Genomic DNA, 18,334 nt, shown 5'->3' on the forward strand with positions numbered 1-18,334 from the left:
CTTTAGGGTTGGGGTAAAGAAAATCAATCTGAAATTATTTCTATGGTATTTTAAAAGTGTATCTAGCAATGACCTCAAAATTCATCGCAATTATTTCCCCAACCCTAAAGGGAGTAATTTCGATGAAATTTCAGCTTGATTTTCCTCCCTTTAGGGTTGGGGTAAAAAAATCACTCCAACGTTATATTAGATAACTTTAAAATATTCAACTCTTTTTCTCTAACTTTAGAGCTCTAAACTAACATCTCGTTTCTAACCTCTAACTTCTAATTAAAATGAAATTCGGACAAGTTGCAGATCCTTCGCAGATAGATTTTACTTTACCAAAAGACCATCCTCAAACCCAATTCATCCTCGAACAGAATAAAAAAGGATTGGAAAATATCTCCATAGGTTGTGCAAAGTGGAACAAGACCGACCTCAAAGGCTTTTATCCGAAAGGAACCAAAGATGAGCTGACCTATTACGCAACGCAATTTAATTCGATCGAGCTGAATGCCACTTTTTACGGGATGCCAACAGCCGATCAAGTTACGACTTGGAAGGAGAAAACACCTAAATATTTCAAATTCTTTCCGAAGATCACCAACACCGTTTCCCACTTCCGAAGATTGCTGAATATTACTGATGTGGTGACCCAATTTGCATCAGCTGTTCTTAACTTTGATGAGAAATTGGGCATGGTTTTCCTGCAGCTTCACGATAACTTCAAGCCGAAAGATTATGAACGACTGGAGCAGTTTGTAAAAGACTGGCCAAAAGAAGTTCCCTTAGCCATTGAACTCAGAAATACCGAATGGTTCACAGACGAAGAAGTTTTCAACACGGTTTGTGAATTGTTTGAAATGAATAACATTACCAATATCATCGTGGATACAGCCGGTAGACGCGATATGCTTCATATGCGGTTGACGACCTCCAGTGCTTTCATCCGTTATGTTGGTGCCAATGCCGACAGCGATTATCAAAGATTGGAAGATTGGCTTCAAAGGTTGACCAAATGGAAAAAAGAGGGTCTTCAGAATTTGTATTTCTTTGTTCATCAAAATATCGAAAAAGCTTCACCACTTTTGTCTTCACATCTCATTCAAAAAATGAATGAAGACTGGAAGACAGATATTCACACTCCTGTAATGGCAGATGGTCAGCCGACTTTGTTTTAAATGATATTAAAGAAAATAAAAAATTCCCTTCGTGCAGGGAATTATTTTTTTTCTCCAAAAATTCCCCTCCTCTGGAGGGGCGACGAAAATTCAAAGGATTTTTGTCGGGGTGGTTATTGTCACTCTGAGGCTCTCGAAGACCATAAAAAAGCTTACGCCAAAAACTTCAGCTCTTTATCTTTGAAATTATTTCTTTCCACCAGTTTATTCATCGCTTTCATTGTTTTTTTACGCAGTTTTGCAAGAATACGGACATTTTTGTCCTCGCTGTAATCAAAAATATTGTCTTCAAACGAAAAGACATCACCTTTTTTGAAACTGATGTTGTTTTCCTTTAACTCTTTCAGAAGCATCAGGTTGGTCATCACTTTCAGTGAGGTGCTTTCAGCAGCTTCCATATATTTCAGAGATTTCAGAAGTTCTTTTTTATATTTTTTCTTAGAATTCATAATTTTTTTATTAAGAGTTTGTAAACTTAGTCATAATATTTTTACTTTCAGAATAACTTTTTTAAGTATAGCGCTTTGTTGCGTTTGAAGTTGATGCTGAGCCTTTGTTCGTATCTTCAGGAGCCTTAATACAGAGGTATGGAAATCATCTTGCTGGACTTCGTGATCATATGAATCGTTTTAGTTTAGATTTAAAGTTATAAAAATATCTTCAGAATTTCTTATTTTTGACAAAAATAAATCTAAAATGCAAGACCCAATCTTTGACCTCATTGAAAAAGAAAGAGAAAGACAAACCCACGGAATCGAATTGATCGCTTCGGAAAATTTTGTTTCCGAAAATGTGATGAAGGCGATGGGAAGTGTACTGACCAACAAATATGCAGAAGGCTACCCAGGCAGACGTTATTACGGCGGTTGCGAAGTGGTGGATCAGGTAGAGCAATTGGCGATCGACAGAGCAAAAGAGCTTTTCGGGGTGGAGTATGTGAATGTACAGCCACATTCCGGATCTCAGGCCAATGCGGCAATCTACCTTTCGATCCTGAAACCTGGCGATAAGGTGATGGGGATGGATCTTTCTATGGGAGGTCATCTCACGCACGGTTCTGCGGTTAATTTCTCCGGAATTCAGTACGAAGTTTGTTCTTACGGTGTTCAAAGAGAAACAGGTTTGATCGATTATGATCAGATGAGGGAAGTGGCTTTGAGAGAAAGACCGAAAATGTTGATCGCTGGATTTTCAGCTTATTCCAGAGATTTGGATTATGAAAAATTCCGTGAAGTGGCAGATGAGATTGGCGCTACACTTTGGGCAGATATTGCACACCCGGCTGGTTTGGTGGCCAAGGGCTTATTGAATGACCCATTTGCGCATTGCCACGTGGTGACGACTACGACGCACAAGACATTGAGAGGGCCAAGAGGTGGAATGATTATGCTGGGCAAAGATTTTGAAAATACATACGGACACAAAACACCGAAAGGCGAAACGAAACTGATGAGTGCCGTTCTTGATAGTGCTGTTTTTCCCGGCATTCAGGGTGGACCTTTGGAGCACGTGATTGGTGCAAAGGCAGTGGCATTTGCTGAAGCTATTGATTCTAAATTCGAAGTGTATGCTAAGCAAGTGAAGGCTAATGCTCAGGCTTTATCAAAATCTATGGTGGACAATGGCTTCGAGATCGTAAGTGGCGGAACTGATAATCACCTGATGCTGATCGACCTTCGCAATAAGAATGTAAACGGAAAAGAGACCGAAAAAGCCTTGGTGAAAGCCGATATTACTTGTAACAAAAATATGGTTCCTTTTGATGACAAGTCACCTTTTACCACTTCTGGTATCAGATTAGGAACTGCAGCAATTACAACCAGAGGTCTGAAAGAAAATGATATGGAAACCATTGCAGGCTTGATCTCAGAAGTAGTGGATCATATTGCCAATGAAGAAGTTCTGACGTCTGTGAAAAAGAAAGTAAACGAGTTGATGGAGGGTCACGCACTTTTCAACTATTAAATTATAATAAAAAAATGACAATAAAAGAATGGACAATTTCGTTCATTCTTTTTTGTTTGAAATCAGATGGAAAAAAAGTCCTATACTTTTGAGGAGATCCTGCAGAAAATGGTCAACTACTGCGTTTATCAGGATCGTTGTCATGCCGAGGTGGAGCAGAAGATGAGAGATTTCTTATTGATTCCGGAAGCTAAGGACGAGATTTTTCTTTATCTGATGAAGGAGAATTACCTCAATGAGGAACGTTTTACCCGAAGTTACATCCGTGGAAAATTTTACATCAAGCACTGGGGAAGGACTAAGATCAAGATGAATCTGAAGCAAAAAGGGATCAATGAAAAGCTGATTTCTAATTCTATGGATGAAATTGATGATTCAGATTATGAAAAAACAGTTATGAAGCTTTACGAAAATTATTTTTCTGCACAAAAAGGGCTTCAGGATTATCAGAAGAAGAGCAAAACAATTAAACACTTATTGTCCAAAGGCTATGAATATGAGGTGATTTTGGATCAAATAGAGAGACAGGATTCCGAAAGTTAATATAATTTAATATTACAAATAACATATCAAAAAGAAAATATTTTGTTAAAATAGATAAATAATTCTTAATTTCGTCCCAAATTAGATCAATACATTTCATGAAAAAAATAAATCTTATATATTTTCTGTTGTTTTTCGGGTTTGCGAACGCACAGTCTATAAAATATGGTGTGACAGGAAACTTTCATAAGACTTCGGTTGTAGGCATTCACGATCGTTCAAGGGGTATATTTGGCGGAAGTGTTGGTGTATTCGCAGATATCTCACTGGTACCCAATTCGGCATGGCTTTATTTTACGCCACAGCTAGAGTATGCGATGCAGGGTGAGGCAGCTGAAATTCCAGGTAAAGACCGTCAGAAATTTTATTTTAATTATGTAGGATTGCCATTGTATATCAAGTACTTTTTGAAGAATAACGGCTATAAAGGTGATCTCTATTTTATGGCAGGACCAAGATTCGAATTTTTAGTATCTGATAAAGTCAGCGGACCACCGTCTCTTACAGTTGCACAGGAAGGCAATCAGAAAACAATTGGTTATGGTGTATCAGTAGGTGTGGGTGTAAAAGTACAGGACAAACTGGATGTTTTTATCCGGTTTGACAGAGGGTTTTCAAAAATCTATCCAGATTATACAAAATATACAACATATAACAGGATGTTAGGCATAGGTGTTAACTACTATATCGGCAGCACTAACTAATATTATATTTATATATTATCTAAACTGTAATAGATAATCTTTATCTTTGCAGGATTCCAATGAAAAAATCATTATTTTTTTTGCTCTTAATGCTTTTAGCTTTTTCTTGCAAGCCAAAAGAAAACTTTGTTTACATGGGCAATAATAACTTCGAGCAAGAAGTTTCTCAGGCACGCTACGAAGGTCTCCGCATACAGGAAGGAGACGTTTTGGAGGTGACTGTGACAGCTTTAGATGACCTAGCTATCAAGCCTTTCAATAGAACAACCATGCCGCAAACTGGAGAGCAAACCGGAAATGCTTTGCAGTTAGGTGATAATCAGTATCAAGTTAATTCTGACGGATATGTTTCTTTCCCTGTATTGGGAAATGTTTATTGTAAAGGAATGACCAAACAACAGCTTGTGGTTGAATTCGAAACCAGACTGAAGCAATATCTGACAGATCCGCTAGTCACTATAAGACTTGTGAATTTCAGTGTCAGTATTTTAGGTGACGTCAGGACTCCGGGACAAAAAACAAGTTTTACAGAACGTTTAAATGTTTTACAAGCACTTGCTTTAGGTGGCGACATGAATGATTCTGCCAACCGTACAAAAGTAAAATTGATACGTTATTCCGAAGAGTCGGGTAAAGACATTGTCTATTCTCTTGATGTTTCTGAAGCATCTATCGTCAATTCACCATATTATTATCTGCAGCAAAATGATATTCTGTATGTAGAAGCCGACCGCAATAAACAAATTGGCGCAAATGCAAATCCGAATCGTGCGATAATATTGCAGATTTTTGCAGTGGTTTTATCCTTGACTACAATTATAATAGCAATATCCAAATAATTAATATGGAGTTAATGGATGGCCAATCGGCTGTAAAGAAGAACAAAATTAATATCAAAAAAGAAGTTTTAAAGTTTCTGCGTTATTGGTATTGGATCGTTCTTAGTATCATACTGTTTTTTTTTGGTGCTAAAATTTATCTTCGGTATGTCACACCTCAGTACCTTTCCAAAACAACATTACAGTTTCCACAGTCCAATACGAAAGGTAATGCAGCACTGAGTGATTTGCAGACTTTAGGAAATGGACTTTCAGAAGACAGTGAACTTCAAGGAGAGACTACCGCAATTTTAGCAAAACCGAATCTTGCGAAAGTAGTTGGTAAGCTAAATCTGAATGTTAGTTTTTTTACCGTGGGAGCAATCAAAGAAATCGAGCTTTACACCTCATCACCGGTACAGGGAAAAATTATTTCTATCTCAGATCCTAAGTTTTCTGCAGTTTCGTATTTAATTACGCCGGTAGGCAATAATTCATATAAGCTATCAGAAGGTCCACTTCTGAAAGGTAAAAACACATTTTCATTTGGCGAGTTTGCGGCATTACCTTTTGGTAAAGTAGTTATAAATATCAAGCCAGGTAGAAAAAATTTTAAAACCGTTAAAGTTGTGTTTAAAAGCACAAAAAACATTGTTTCTTCTTTAGAAAAAGCTGTGTCAGTTGTGTTACCTGCTAATAAAGGTTTGTTGATGGAATTGAGTTTGACAGGTGCTATTCCAGGTAAATCGGAGGATATTTTGAACAGTATTACGGAGCAGTATAATACGGAAGGTGTAAAAGATCGTAGTTTAGAAGCACAGAATACACAGGATTTCATCAATGGAAGATTGGAAATTATATCAAGAGATCTTGGAGGTATAGAAAATGAAAAAGAGAATTTCAAAAGAAATAATGAAATTACAGATCTTGATGCACAGGCCAGTATGGCACTTACCAATTCCAATGATAATACCAAGCAGTACGTTTTGTATGCCACACAGTTGGATTTGGTTAATTCTATTTATAATGCCAGTGGCTCAGAACAGCTTTTACCAACTAATCTAGGACTTTCTAATGCAACGGAAGGGTACATTGCCAAATACAATGATATGTTGCTCACTAGGAATAAGACTTTAAAGCAAGCAACAAATAAAAACCCTTCAATTATTCAGTTGAACAGGGAGATTGCCGAGATCAGAGGCTTGATAAGAGAGAACTTGTTAGAGTCCAAATCGACCTTGCAAATCCAGATTGCACAGCTAAAAGGTCAGCTAAATGCTGATCGTACAAGGATTTATAATTATCCTACACAAGAAAAAATATTCCGTGGTATAGAGCGTCAGCAGACTCTGAAGGAACAGCTGTATTTGTATCTTTTACAAAAAAGAGAAGAAAATGCTATTACATTGGCTGTTACTGCGCCAAAGGCAAAGATCCTGAATCCCGCCTACACCATTGGTATCGTAGAGCCTAATAAGCAGCAGATTATGATGGGTGCATTATTGGCCGGTTTACTTTTACCTTTGATAGTCTTATATATCAAATATGCGTCAGATAACAAAGTTCATACAAAAGATGAATTACAATCGTATATACCCAACGCTGCGGTCATTGCAGAGATTCCTGCTAAACAGGATGGTGGTTTGGTCTTGCTGACTCAGAACGATTTTACTGTGTTTGCAGAATCATTTAGGATACTAACTTCCAATCTGAAATTTCTATTACGATCGAAAGAGATAAAGCAGTCCTGTGGAGTGATTCTGGTGACATCTTCTATAAAAGGTGAAGGAAAAACAACTGTTGCAATGAATACGGCTTTGACCCTTGCCGGATCCTCAAAGGTTTTGATTATTGGTGCTGATATTAGAAATCCCCAACTGCATCGGTTTGTAAAGGAAAGTGAAAAAGGTCTCACAGATTATTTAATATCAGAAGATGAGGCTCCTGATTCTTACATCGTGCCTTCTACGCTTCATCCTAATCTGGATATTTTGTTTAGCGGTGCTATTGCACCTAATCCAAATGATTTGCTGGATATGAAAAAGTTCGACACGATGATTCATCAACTTAAGGATCATTATCAATATATTATTTTAGATTCTGCTCCTGTAATGCTTGTGAGTGATACCCTTCATCTTATGCCACATGCAGATGTGATTCTTTACATTGTGAAAGCTGGTTATACTGGTCATCAGATGCTTGGTTTTGCAGATGAATTTCAAAAGACTCACGATATCAAAAATATTTCTTTTGTACTCAATAACGTTATGCCAGAAGATAGCCGATATGGTAGCAGGTATGGCTACTACTCACCAGCCAGAACAGAAACGAAATTGGCAAAACTTTTTAAAAGAAAATAATGTCGTTAAAAAAACAGGCATTTTCGGGCATGATCTGGACATTTATAGAGATGTTCGGAGGACAAATAATTAATTTTTTTGTCAACATTATCCTTGCAAGAAAATTGTTTCCAGAAGATTATGGTCTAATAGGAATGATCTTCATTTTCATAACAATAAGTAATGTTCTGATGGACTCTGGTATTTCAACTTCTATCTTACGAAGTAAGAATGTTGATGAAGAAGATTATGCCACACTCTTTGTTTCTAATGTTACAATAAGTATTATTATTTATGTAATTATTTTTTCTTTTGCTCCGTATATCGCTAAGTTCTACAACAAGGAAATTTTAAGTGCTTTAATACGAGTATATGGTTTGAACATTATAATACAGTCATTTGTTATAGTGCAATCGATATATTTACTGAAGAATTTAAAGTTTAAGAAGCAGACTTTAATGAAGTTACCTTCTATAATTATTAGTTCATGTGTAGCGATTTATATGGCATATCATGGATATGGAGTATGGAGTCTGGTTTGGATGTATTTATTGCAGAATTTTTGTTGGGCATTATTTCATTGGGTTTTTGGAAATTGGAATCCTAAATTAGGTTTTAACTATGAAATTTTTAAAAAGCACTTCTCTTATGGTAATAAATTGGTCGTAGTAGAATTGCTTAACAGCTCTACAGCAAATATTTATCAGATTGTCTTGGGGAAATTTTTTAATTCAGGTTTGGTAGGAAACTACACGCAAGCGATAACCTTACGGCAAATACCAGTCTCTAACATTTATGGTGCTATTATGAAGGTTTTGTTTCCAATCTTCTCTAAGATACAAGGGAATAAAAAATCTTTCAACCATTATTTTTTATTTTGTCAAGAAGTTTTGTTGCTAATTTTGGTCCCAATATTTATTTTTATGGGTTTTTATTCAAAAGAAATACTTATTTTATTATTTTCAAAAAAGTGGGAAAATGCAAGTTTTTTCTTAACGGCGGCATGTATCGCTGGTTTATTTGGGTCAATTACAAATTACAATATAAGTATTCTCAAAATAGTTGTCGATTCTTCAAAGATTTTGAAATTCGAAATGATAAATAAAATTCAGTTATTTTTCTTTATAGTACTTTCTCTTTTTATTAGTCGAGATGCTAATTTGCTTGTGTCTACATTACCGCTTTGTGCTTTGATCAGCTTTTTGTTTAGTAATATTATGATTAATAGGGCATTGGATGTCAATTTTTTCAAAATGGTTTTTAGTATATTTCTTTACATTACATTTGCGTTAGTAGGAGTTTTGGGAGCGAAGTATATCTATTATTTATCGGGTGATAGTAATCTTCCGCTTTTTTATCAAGTATCATCTAGTGCTATATTAGCATTTGCTATATTTATTATTTTCGTGAGAATATTCAGGAAAAAGATTCTTATTGAATTTTTTGATTTAGTAAAGGGAAATTTTAAATTCTAGTATATAAGAAAAAATATTCCAAAATGAAAATAATGAAGAAGGTTTCCTGTGTAATCATCACCTATAATGGGATGAAGTGGATAGAAAATTGTCTGCGTAGTCTGGAAAGATCTGACTATCCAGTGGATGTCATTGTGATCGATAATGGCTCAAATGATGGGACAATAGAGTTGATTGACAGTTCTTTTAAAAATGTGAATTTTGTTAAGTCTCCAAAAAATTTAGGATTTGGTGCCGCAAATAACCTAGGTTTTGAAATGGCAGCAAGTAATCATTCAGAATTTGTGTTCCTTCTAAACCAAGATACCATCATCTATCCTGATACGGTTGGACGTCTCATTGATGTATTTACGAGCAAAAAGACAATTGGGATTGTATCTCCATTGCATCTCAATGATAATGGAGACAAACTGGATAAGAAATTTGAAGAATATATCTCTGCAAAAACATGTCAGGACTTCATCTCTGATATGACTTTGGGGAATCCCAAAGCATATTACGAAATAGGCTTTGTAAACGCAGCAGCGTGGATGGTAAAAACAGCGGCGGTCACAGAAATTGGGCTGTTTTCAAAAGAATTTTTCCACTATGGAGAAGATTCTAATTTCTTGCAAAGATTGAAATACCACGGCTTTTCGTTGGTCATAACGCCATTTTCAAAAATACACCATTTAAGAGAGGAGAGAAAAGGACAGTTGACAGAAAAGTTCCGTAAGGAGCAGACTTTGCTTGCAATCAAAAGCATCATGCTAAACCTGAATTTTTCATCAGGTAGAAAAAGAACTTTGATGCTGAAATTCTTATTGTCCAAAGTGAAAACATTAAAAATAAGAGATTTCTTTTTGATACTATATCATTATTTATATCTGTCCAGAAAATATTCACAGATCAAAAACAGGTACAAAATGAAAAATCAGAATATAAATTTCTATTAGAAAAGTCAAGTACTTTTCTTATTTTACCCAATTACGGATAAGATAAGATGCCAAATTAAAATAGATACGATATGGAATTTCTCCTTTATATAATTCTAATAACATCAGCTTTCGTCAATATTCTGTTCTTCTACTATGATTTCTTTCCCTTCTTTAAAAATATTCTAAAAGAAAAAAGAAAAAAAAGTACAGCGCCAACAGATAAAGATGTGAAAGCGATTGAGAATGAGATTTTAAAAACTTCATTCGATATTATCGAGGCCGATAAACAACTGACGACCTGGGACAAAAAGCAATACGTTTCCGAAAAACTGTACCATTACATCAAAGGGACAAAGTCTGATTCTTTTAAGAAATTTCATTTTCCTGTTGCATTTTTATACCATGGTCTTTCATCGTATGTTTTGAATAAGAATAAGGAGTCCGATATCTTAAGATTCAAAGCGGTGTTCGATAAAATTATTGATCAGACAGGGCAACCCAAATTCACGATGGATAAACCGGATCAGGTTCCATTTGGATTGACAGCATTAAGTCTTTATGACAAATTCAAGGAAGCAAAATATTTGCAATTCTCAGAATATATCTTTCAATTTATTTTAACTAATCTGGATCATAAAGGTATAATGCTTTATAACAAATCTTCTGACAACCAATATGTAGATGTATTGGGAATGATAGTTCCTTTTCTAGTCAGTTATTCTAAAGTCAGTGGTGACGGCGATGCTTTGATTTTGGCAAAAGCCCAGATTGATTTTTTTGAGAAACACGGTGTTGATAGTGAAACATTTCTACCTTCTCACTCATTTCATTTAAAGACTTTTATCAGAACAGGCTCTGTCAATTGGGGACGTGGCTTCGGTTGGTATTTGCTGGGAATCAATGCGGTTAATTCTGTAGATGCATCTTATGTGAATAAGATAGAAAAAATTTTCAGTAGCGTTCCTAGCATTGGAAATCATATTTATTCGCAGTTTCCAGGCAGCAGCCAAAAAGCAGATCTGTCAGCAACAATGATGCTTCTCAATTGCTTCTCAGATTCCGGGATCATTACTGTCAATAAAGAAGAACTGATCAACACATTACAGCCTTACGTCCAGGATGGTTATGTAATGCAAACATCCGGTGATACTATTGGAATCAATGACTATTCTGACTTTTTTGGGAAGAGTGAGTTTTCACAAGGTATGATGTTATTACTATTATCAAAACTAAAATAAAAATGAAGAAAATTGCGATTTTGACACAGCCACTCATTTCTAACTATGGTGGAATTTTACAAGCTTTTGCGCTTCAAAAAGTTTTGAAGAATAACGATTACGATGTTACAACAATCGATAGAAGGTACAATGGTGTTTCCGGATCCAAATTACTATTAAGCAATATAAAAAACACGATCCTCAATACTCTTAAACTTGGCAATGCTAGAAATTTCACAAGTTCTGATATTAGATATGTTACAAAAAATCCACGTCATTTTATAGCAAAGTATATGACACTTTCTGAAGTTATAGATCAAAACGAAAAAATGGTCAATCATTTCAAAAATAACACTTATGATGTGGTGATTGTAGGAAGTGATCAGGTGTGGCGACCGCGTTATTCGCCAAATATTTATGACTATTTTTTCGGATTTTTAAAAGACAATTCCACAACAAAAAAAATATCTTACGCGGCATCCTTTGGTGTAGATACTTGGGAATATAGCGACACTCAAACCAAAGAAGTAAAAGGTCTAGTCAAGCTATTTGATGGCGTCTCTGTACGAGAAAAGAGTGCTGTTCAGCTTTGTAAAGATAATTTGAACACAGATGCAAATTTTGTTCTGGATCCTACATTGTTACTGGGAAAGGAAGATTACTTGAAGTTGATTACAGAACAATCAGAAAGATCAGCGCCATCTATCTTCACTTATGTTCTGGATAAATCGGAATCTAAAAAAGATATTATTCATTTTGTCCAGAAAAAACTGGGCAAAGATGTCACAACCAATCAGCCCAAAGAAATTATCAGAGAATCATCATCTAAGGTTTTGAATGATTATGCCTACCCTTCTATAGAAGGGTGGATTAGATCCTTTGATCAGGCAGATTTTATCGTAACTGACTCTTTTCATGGAACCATCTTTTCCATCATATTTAATAAGCCATTTTTAACGATTGTAAATTCTGAGAGAGGTGCAGCACGTTTTAAGTCTTTGCTGGCATTGTTGAATCTGGAGGACAGGTTAATTGAGAGCTATGATGAATCCCTGATTTCTGAAAAATTATTAGCAAGTATTGATTATTCTAAAGTTAATGCAACTTTAAACGAACTGAAGGCTGAGTCTTTGGCTTATCTTTTAAATAACATCGAAAAATAAAGTCATGGGTTCTATTGGGTTATTGATCAATTCACTAAAAGCATTTTATAAAGCACCTAAAAGTCTGCTTCCAAATGTTTATATCAAAGGCAGCAGGCAAAATGCATCACGAATTCTATTTTTTGGAAGAATTACATTTAATATAGATAAAACTGCGAAAATCAATATCAACAATGGCGACCTGGCTCTCAACAGATATTTAAGACGAAACGACGGTGCATCCGGATGTATGGAAATGGGAAAAAATAGTATCATAAACGTTGATAAGTCATTTTTTATCCATAGCGGCTGTGATGTTGTCCTCCTTGAAAATTCTGAACTGAATCTGGGAAGTGGATACATCAATAAAAATTGCCAGATCAGATGTCATAAAAAAATATCGATTGGTCATGGAGTAGCAATAGCAGAAAATGTGTACATAAGAGATAATGATTCCCATGAGCTAATGACCAATGGAAGCCACAACATAGCATCTTGTGATATAAAAATTGGCAATCATGTTTGGATAGGAGCTAATGTCACAATCCTAAAGGGCGTATCAATCGGAGACGGTTCTATAGTCGCTGCGGGTTCTGTGGTTACGAAAAGTATTCCGGAAGCTTGTTTGGCTGCAGGAGTACCGGCAAAAGTCATTAAGGAAAATGTTCAATGGAAATAAAATGGATGCAATGTTTTCTGTAATCATAACTTATTACAACAAGAAAGAATATATCGAGAGATGTATCAACTCTGTTCTTGAACAGAATTATAGAAATTTTGAAATCATTATGGTCAATGATGGTTCCAAAGATGATGGTGTACAATTGGTAGAGGAAAAATTTGGGAACAAAGTCACCATCATATCTCAAAAAAACGGTGGCGTTTCCTCAGCCAGAAATACCGGACTATTAAACAGCCAGTACGGATACATTGCTTTTCTAGATGCGGATGACTATTGGAGTCCGTGGTTTCTAGAGTCTGCAAATCATTTGATACAGCAGGAAAAGACTGTCAGCATTATTGGTGCTCACTACACGAGAGACCAACTTTTGGTTCAGAAAAATAAAGAAGACGTCAGGTATTCTGAGGTTAAAAATTATTTTAAAACGGCCATCAAGAACACGCTTTTTCTCACTTCGGCCACCATTGTGAAAAAAGATTTTTTTGACCATCATGTCCCATTTAATACGCGTCTTAAAAGTGGAGAGGATTTAGATGTCTGGTTCAGGATTATAGAAAGTGGCGGTAAAGCATTCTATATAGAAAATTCATTAGTCTATTATTCTGATGAAGATCAGCAACAGATTACAGCCTCTTATACAGCATTGGACAATGCCTTAGTCGGGAATATTCTAGCAATGTATAAAGATTTATTAGCAAAAAATGAAAGTCGGGAATTTCAGGAATTTGTCAGCAAATATATTTATTTCAATATTTTTCCCTATTATTTTGATCAAAAAACAAAGGCTCAGGCAACATCGATTCTGAAGCAAATTAATATAAGATATGGTTTAGCTGAGCTGCTGTTCAAGCTGCCAGGACATAGTACATTTCAGAAAATAATAAAACACAAATATAAAAGGCTATACTTCAAATTTCTTTTTAGATACATATACAAATGAAAATTATTCATCTGACAACTTTTCTCGATTTTGGCGGTATAGAGCGTAAAAAAGAAAACATTTCTTCTTGGAAAGATGATAATGAATGGATTTTTGTAGCAATTAATAAAGGCGGTGTTGCCGAGGAAAAGATAAAAGCAAATTGCAAAAATGTAATTTGTCTGGGACTGCCTTACAAAATACCTGCATTGAAAACCATACTGGCATTATCTAAAGTATTTAGAGAACTAAAACCGGACGTTATCCATGCTTCTGGAGCAGAAGCTTCTTTTTTTGGTTTTTTTGCAGGAAAACTTGCGAATGTTCCAAAAGTAATCATCGAAGAAATTGGTATTCCAAACCATTCGAAAATAGCAAAAATAATATTTAGCTTCCTGTATAAAAAATCATACAGAACTTTGGTAGAGTCCCACAGTGTTGCCAATTTTCTTTTAAAAAGCTATCAGCTAAAACCTGATGTCGTAACCGTTGTTCCCAATTTTGGAACTTTTGATTATGATTTGAGTAAGCTTAAAAAAGCGGAGAGCCTTCATTTTAATATTTCAATGGTCTCCAGGTTAGAACCGGTGAAAAATATTGAGGGTGTTATCAATGTGATCGCTAGACTTATAAAACTAGGAAACCATCATGTAAAACTGAACATTTTGGGTTCAGGCATTCTGGAAACTTCTTTGAAACAAAAAGCAGAACAATTACAGATTTCAGATTCTGTGAATTTTGTTGGCTTTGTAAAAGACCCTTTTCCATATTTGATAGATAGTGATCTTTATATTCTGAATTCATATACCGAAGGTTTTTCGAATTCTTTATTAGAGGCTATGTACAGCAAAACACCATCACTTAGTACAAAAGTGGGAGCCGCAGATGATCTGATCGAAGATGGAGAGAATGGTTTTCTGGTTCCTGCAGATAATGAAGAAGCCTTGTTCCAAAAACTCAAAGAAATTTTAGAGCTTAATAGCGAAACTTTAGCAAGAATAGGTTTTAATGGCCAGGAAAGTATCGTTACTAAATATACATTAAGAAGCCATATTAATCAGTTATTAGATATTTATCATGGAGAAGTTTAGAATTTTATATACGATGTCAACTGTGGCATCGGGTGGTGTGGAAAAACGCAGACTTTCTCTCGCAAAATATTTGGATAAATCTAAGTATGAACTGAAAATTATTTCCACTCATAAAGCAGGTGGACTTGTAGATCAGTTACAAAATGAAGGCGTGGAAATTATAGAGATTAAAACTTTTAAAGGTATTTTTCATTGGGAGAAACACAAGAAAATCCAGAAAATCATAGATGATTTCAAACCACATATCATCCACGGTGCAGTCTATGAAGGGGTCACAATGGCGGCTGTCAACGGATTTCTAAAAAAAGTTCCCATTGTGTTGTTAGAGGAAACGTCCGATCCGCAAAATAGAAGCTCAAAAGCCAATATGCTGTTAAGGTTGTTTTCTTTTGCTGCCGATAAATTTATTGCGATTGCACCAAATGTCGCAGATTATCTAAGAAATACTGCAAAAGTTTCTTCAAAAAAAGTAATCACAATCAATAACGGAGTGGAAATTCCCAGGCAAGTTTCAGACTTGGAAATTCAGAATTTGAAAGAGCAATATGCTATTAAAGAAGGTGATTTTGTAGTTGGAACAGTTGGCAGATTATTTAATGACCATAAAAAGATCACAGATATTATTGAAGCTATTCATATTTTAAAAGACGTAGAGAATCTTAAATTATTGATTGTTGGAAACGGGAAAGATGAAGAATTAATCAGACAAAAGGCAATTGATTTAGGTATTCAAAATAAAGTCATTTTTACAGGTTATCAATACGATACCGCGCCTTTCTACAAATTAATGGATGTTTTTTGCATAGCGTCCCAGAGAGAAGGTTTTGGATTGGTTGCAGCAGAAGCAATGCTTCACCATTTACCAGTCATTGCCACACGGGTTGGTGGGCTTCAAGATGTAGTGGTAGATGGAGAAACGGGCCTTTTGATACAGCCTCATCAGCCTGCGGAAATAGCAGAGGCTATCAAAAAAATGTATGATTCTGCAGACTTGGTCACAGGATATGCAGCGAGTGGCTATGAGAGAGCTATCAAAAATTACACCGAAAAACGCTACGTGAAGGATGTAGAGAATCTTTATAGAGAACTATTAGAAAAGAAAAAAATTAATGCCTAAAAATCTCCTCTTCATCACTTGGGACGGGCCTCAGACTTCCTATATGGAAGGCTTGTTTATGCCTATTTTTCATGAAATTGCTAAGATGAAGCATGTCCAATTTCACGTGCTGCAGTTCACTTGGGCCGATGATAACAAGATCTGTCATACCAAGAATACAGCGCAAAAAATGGGGATTAAGTATGCTGCTTTACCAATCATTAGAAAACCTAATGTTTCTGTAGGTAGTTTGCTGACTGTTTTTACATCATCTGGCAAAATCAAAAAATATATCAGGGAAAATAACATCGACACCGTCATGCCAAGAAGTACTTTTCCTGCAATGATGGTCAATCAAATTAAACATAAAAACTTCAAAGTGATCTTCGACGCCGATGGCTTGCCCATAGAAGAAAGAGTTGATTTTGCAGGTCTTAAAACAGATTCGTTTCAGTACAAATTGATGAAATCTGCTGAGACCAAGATGCTGAACAGTGCAGATGCCGTTATCACAAGATCTGATAAAGCGATTGATGTTCATATCAACAATATTGGAGAAGCAAACAGGCACAAATTTTCCGTAGTCTTCAATGGTAGAGACAAAAACCTCTTTAAATTAAATGATGATTCTAGAGTTGCTGCTCGCAAAGCATTAGGATTGGAAAACGAATTCCTGTTTGTGTACGCAGGTTCTTTGGGGCCGCAATACTGCTTTTCGGAGATGCTGGAAATCTTTAAAAACCATTCACAGAAACATAAATCTAAATTTCTAATACTGACTGGTAATACAGAATTTGCTGAACAAAACATGCCGTCAGAATTAAAACAAAATATCATTTTGAAATCCGTAAAATCAGATGAAGTGCCTTTTTACCTCAATGCTGCGGATTTGGCATTTGCCCTACGTCAACCTACTTTCAGCATGCAGGGCGTCGCACCGATAAAACTGGGAGAGTATTTGTTGTGCGGATTGCCGGTCATCGCAAGTAAGGGCATTGGAGATACAGATGGTATTTTGAAAAACTTCGTAGAGTGTTATGTGTACGATCACGCATTCAAGTTAGAGGCTCAGGCAGCACAAATCAAGGAATTTTTAGAAAAGGCTATCTTTGCCGACAAAATCAGCATCGCGGGAAAAGCACAGCACTATTTCTCTTTGGAAGCTGCTGCAAAATCATACATCCAAGCAATTAAGAAAATCAATTAATGAAAATCCTTTATCTTACCAAATATACAAGAATGGCTGGCAGCAGCAGAATGCGGAGCTATCAGTATGTTCCTTATTTGGAAAAAGCAGGATTTCTAATCACGGTAAAACCTTTTTTTGATGAGGCTTATCTCAAAGATTTCTATGCCGGGAAAAAAAATATCGGTGCAGTAGCGAAAGCTTATCTGCAAAGATTCTTTGTCCTGTTCTCTGTTTTGAAATACGATCAGGTGGTAGTGGAAAAAGAAATTTTCCCTTTTCTACCTGCTCTAGCAGAGTGGTTGCTGAATAGGCTGAATGTCAAATATGTAGTAGATTATGACGATGCTATTTTTCATAATTATGACCAAAGTTCCAATCCTGTGATTAAAAAATTGCTGGGCAACAAGATTGCCACAGTGATGAAGCTGAGCGGAACGGTCGTAGCTGGGAACAGCTACCTGGCAGAATATGCGAAAAATGCCGGTGCGAAAAATGTTCACACCATTCCAACCGTCATTAATTTGGATCGTTATCCGTTGAAAGAAAACACAGACCCTGGACAATTTGTTGTGGGTTGGATCGGTACAAAAACGACATTCGAAAAGCATCTTTTGCCTTGCAAAGAATGGATCAAAGAACTACAAAATCAAGAACCAGACATTCAGTTCAATATTGTGGGAATGACCGAGGATATGGATCTTGGCAAAAATGTAAAATACATCCAGTGGACAGAAAATACAGAAGTTGCTAACATCCTTAATATGGATGTGGGAATAATGCCACTTCAGGATTCGAAATGGGAAAAGGGAAAATGTGCCTACAAATTGATTCAGTACGCCGCCTGCGGAATTCCTGGTGTAGCGTCTGATATCGGGATGAACAAAGAGGTTTGCATTGATAACGAAACAGGATTCATCGCCAAAAACAAGGAAGAATGGATGGGCCATATCCGATTCCTCAAAAATAATAGTGAAAAGAGAGCTCAGATGGGTCAGAATGCAAGGAAGCTGGTGGAAAAGCAATTTTGTATTCAGGTGACTGCGGACAAGTGGAAAAATATATTAATAAAATGAT

At 35.9% G+C, this 18,334-nt stretch carries 17 protein-coding genes; 16 read left to right on the forward strand and 1 reads right to left on the reverse strand.

From position 1 onward, the window contains the following. Nucleotides 1-275 precede the first annotated feature (275 nt). Nucleotides 276-1,163: a DUF72 domain-containing protein gene (locus tag F564_RS0117845; protein WP_028123758.1), complete on the forward strand. Its 888-nt coding sequence runs from the start codon at nt 276-278 to the stop codon at nt 1,161-1,163. 152 nt (nt 1,164-1,315) lie between these two features. Here F564_RS0117845 and F564_RS0117850 read toward each other — a convergent pair whose 3' ends face one another. Next, nucleotides 1,316-1,612 (reverse strand): hypothetical protein, encoded by a 297-nt coding sequence (locus F564_RS0117850; RefSeq protein WP_028123759.1) that lies wholly within the window; start codon nt 1,610-1,612, stop codon nt 1,316-1,318. 247 nt (nt 1,613-1,859) lie between these two features. Here F564_RS0117850 and glyA point away from each other — a divergent pair, with 247 nt between their 5' ends. The 15 genes from glyA (at nt 1,860) to F564_RS0117925 (ending at nt 18,333) form a co-directional block, all read left to right on the forward strand. Next, nucleotides 1,860-3,128, forward strand: a complete 1,269-nt coding sequence (gene glyA, locus F564_RS0117855) for a serine hydroxymethyltransferase (protein WP_028123760.1) — start codon at nt 1,860-1,862, stop codon at nt 3,126-3,128. A gap of 66 nt (nt 3,129-3,194) precedes the next feature. Then, the gene (locus F564_RS0117860; RefSeq protein ID WP_028123761.1) at nt 3,195-3,671 is read left to right on the forward strand and encodes a regulatory protein RecX; all 477 of its coding nucleotides are present in this window, start codon (nt 3,195-3,197) and stop codon (nt 3,669-3,671) included. Nucleotides 3,672-3,769: 98 nt separating this feature from the next. After that, on the forward strand, nt 3,770-4,375 hold the full coding sequence (locus tag F564_RS0117865; RefSeq protein WP_028123762.1) for an outer membrane beta-barrel protein: 606 nt from the start codon (nt 3,770-3,772) through the stop codon (nt 4,373-4,375). Between the two features lie 134 nt (nt 4,376-4,509). Further along, nucleotides 4,510-5,214 carry a polysaccharide biosynthesis/export family protein gene (locus F564_RS0117870; protein WP_228373938.1) on the forward strand — a complete coding sequence of 235 codons (705 nt, stop codon included), beginning with the start codon at nt 4,510-4,512 and terminating at the stop codon, nt 5,212-5,214. Between the two features lie 5 nt (nt 5,215-5,219). Continuing rightward, complete coding sequence (locus F564_RS0117875) at nt 5,220-7,553, forward strand: GumC family protein (RefSeq protein WP_028123764.1); 2,334 nt, start codon at nt 5,220-5,222, stop codon at nt 7,551-7,553. Continuing rightward, on the forward strand, nt 7,553-9,007 hold the full coding sequence (locus tag F564_RS0117880; protein ID WP_028123765.1) for a lipopolysaccharide biosynthesis protein: 1,455 nt from the start codon (nt 7,553-7,555) through the stop codon (nt 9,005-9,007). Before F564_RS0117875 ends, F564_RS0117880 begins: the two co-directional genes overlap by 1 nt. 32 nt (nt 9,008-9,039) lie before the next feature. Further along, the gene (locus tag F564_RS19725; RefSeq protein WP_161625953.1) at nt 9,040-9,942 is read left to right on the forward strand and encodes a glycosyltransferase family 2 protein; all 903 of its coding nucleotides are present in this window, start codon (nt 9,040-9,042) and stop codon (nt 9,940-9,942) included. Nucleotides 9,943-10,013: 71 nt separating this feature from the next. Continuing rightward, nucleotides 10,014-11,162 carry a glycoside hydrolase family 88 protein gene (locus F564_RS0117890; RefSeq protein ID WP_028123766.1) on the forward strand — a complete coding sequence of 383 codons (1,149 nt, stop codon included), beginning with the start codon at nt 10,014-10,016 and terminating at the stop codon, nt 11,160-11,162. Nucleotides 11,163-11,164: 2 nt separating this feature from the next. Continuing rightward, on the forward strand, nt 11,165-12,304 hold the full coding sequence (locus F564_RS0117895; protein WP_034982032.1) for a polysaccharide pyruvyl transferase family protein: 1,140 nt from the start codon (nt 11,165-11,167) through the stop codon (nt 12,302-12,304). A 4-nt stretch (nt 12,305-12,308) separates the two neighbouring features. After that, nucleotides 12,309-12,962 carry an acyltransferase gene (locus tag F564_RS0117900; RefSeq protein ID WP_051259743.1) on the forward strand — a complete coding sequence of 218 codons (654 nt, stop codon included), beginning with the start codon at nt 12,309-12,311 and terminating at the stop codon, nt 12,960-12,962. Then, nucleotides 12,946-13,905, forward strand: coding sequence for a glycosyltransferase family 2 protein (locus F564_RS20075; protein WP_051259744.1), 960 nt, complete (start codon nt 12,946-12,948; stop codon nt 13,903-13,905). The genes F564_RS0117900 and F564_RS20075 overlap by 17 nt, the downstream gene beginning before the upstream one ends. Continuing rightward, entirely contained in the window at nt 13,902-14,975 is a 1,074-nt protein-coding gene (locus F564_RS0117910) for a glycosyltransferase (RefSeq protein WP_028123769.1), read from the forward strand. Before F564_RS20075 ends, F564_RS0117910 begins: the two co-directional genes overlap by 4 nt. Beyond that, nucleotides 14,962-16,092 (forward strand): glycosyltransferase family 4 protein, encoded by a 1,131-nt coding sequence (locus F564_RS0117915; protein WP_028123770.1) that lies wholly within the window; start codon nt 14,962-14,964, stop codon nt 16,090-16,092. Before F564_RS0117910 ends, F564_RS0117915 begins: the two co-directional genes overlap by 14 nt. After that, nucleotides 16,085-17,278 (forward strand): glycosyltransferase, encoded by a 1,194-nt coding sequence (locus tag F564_RS19735; protein WP_034982033.1) that lies wholly within the window; start codon nt 16,085-16,087, stop codon nt 17,276-17,278. Before F564_RS0117915 ends, F564_RS19735 begins: the two co-directional genes overlap by 8 nt. Next, nucleotides 17,278-18,333 (forward strand): glycosyltransferase family 4 protein, encoded by a 1,056-nt coding sequence (locus F564_RS0117925; protein ID WP_028123771.1) that lies wholly within the window; start codon nt 17,278-17,280, stop codon nt 18,331-18,333. The genes F564_RS19735 and F564_RS0117925 overlap by 1 nt, the downstream gene beginning before the upstream one ends. The last annotated feature ends 1 nt before the right edge of the window (nt 18,334 follow it).

Source organism: Epilithonimonas tenax DSM 16811 (assembly GCF_000428485.1).
In the GTDB taxonomy this organism is placed as follows: domain Bacteria; phylum Bacteroidota; class Bacteroidia; order Flavobacteriales; family Weeksellaceae; genus Epilithonimonas; species Epilithonimonas tenax.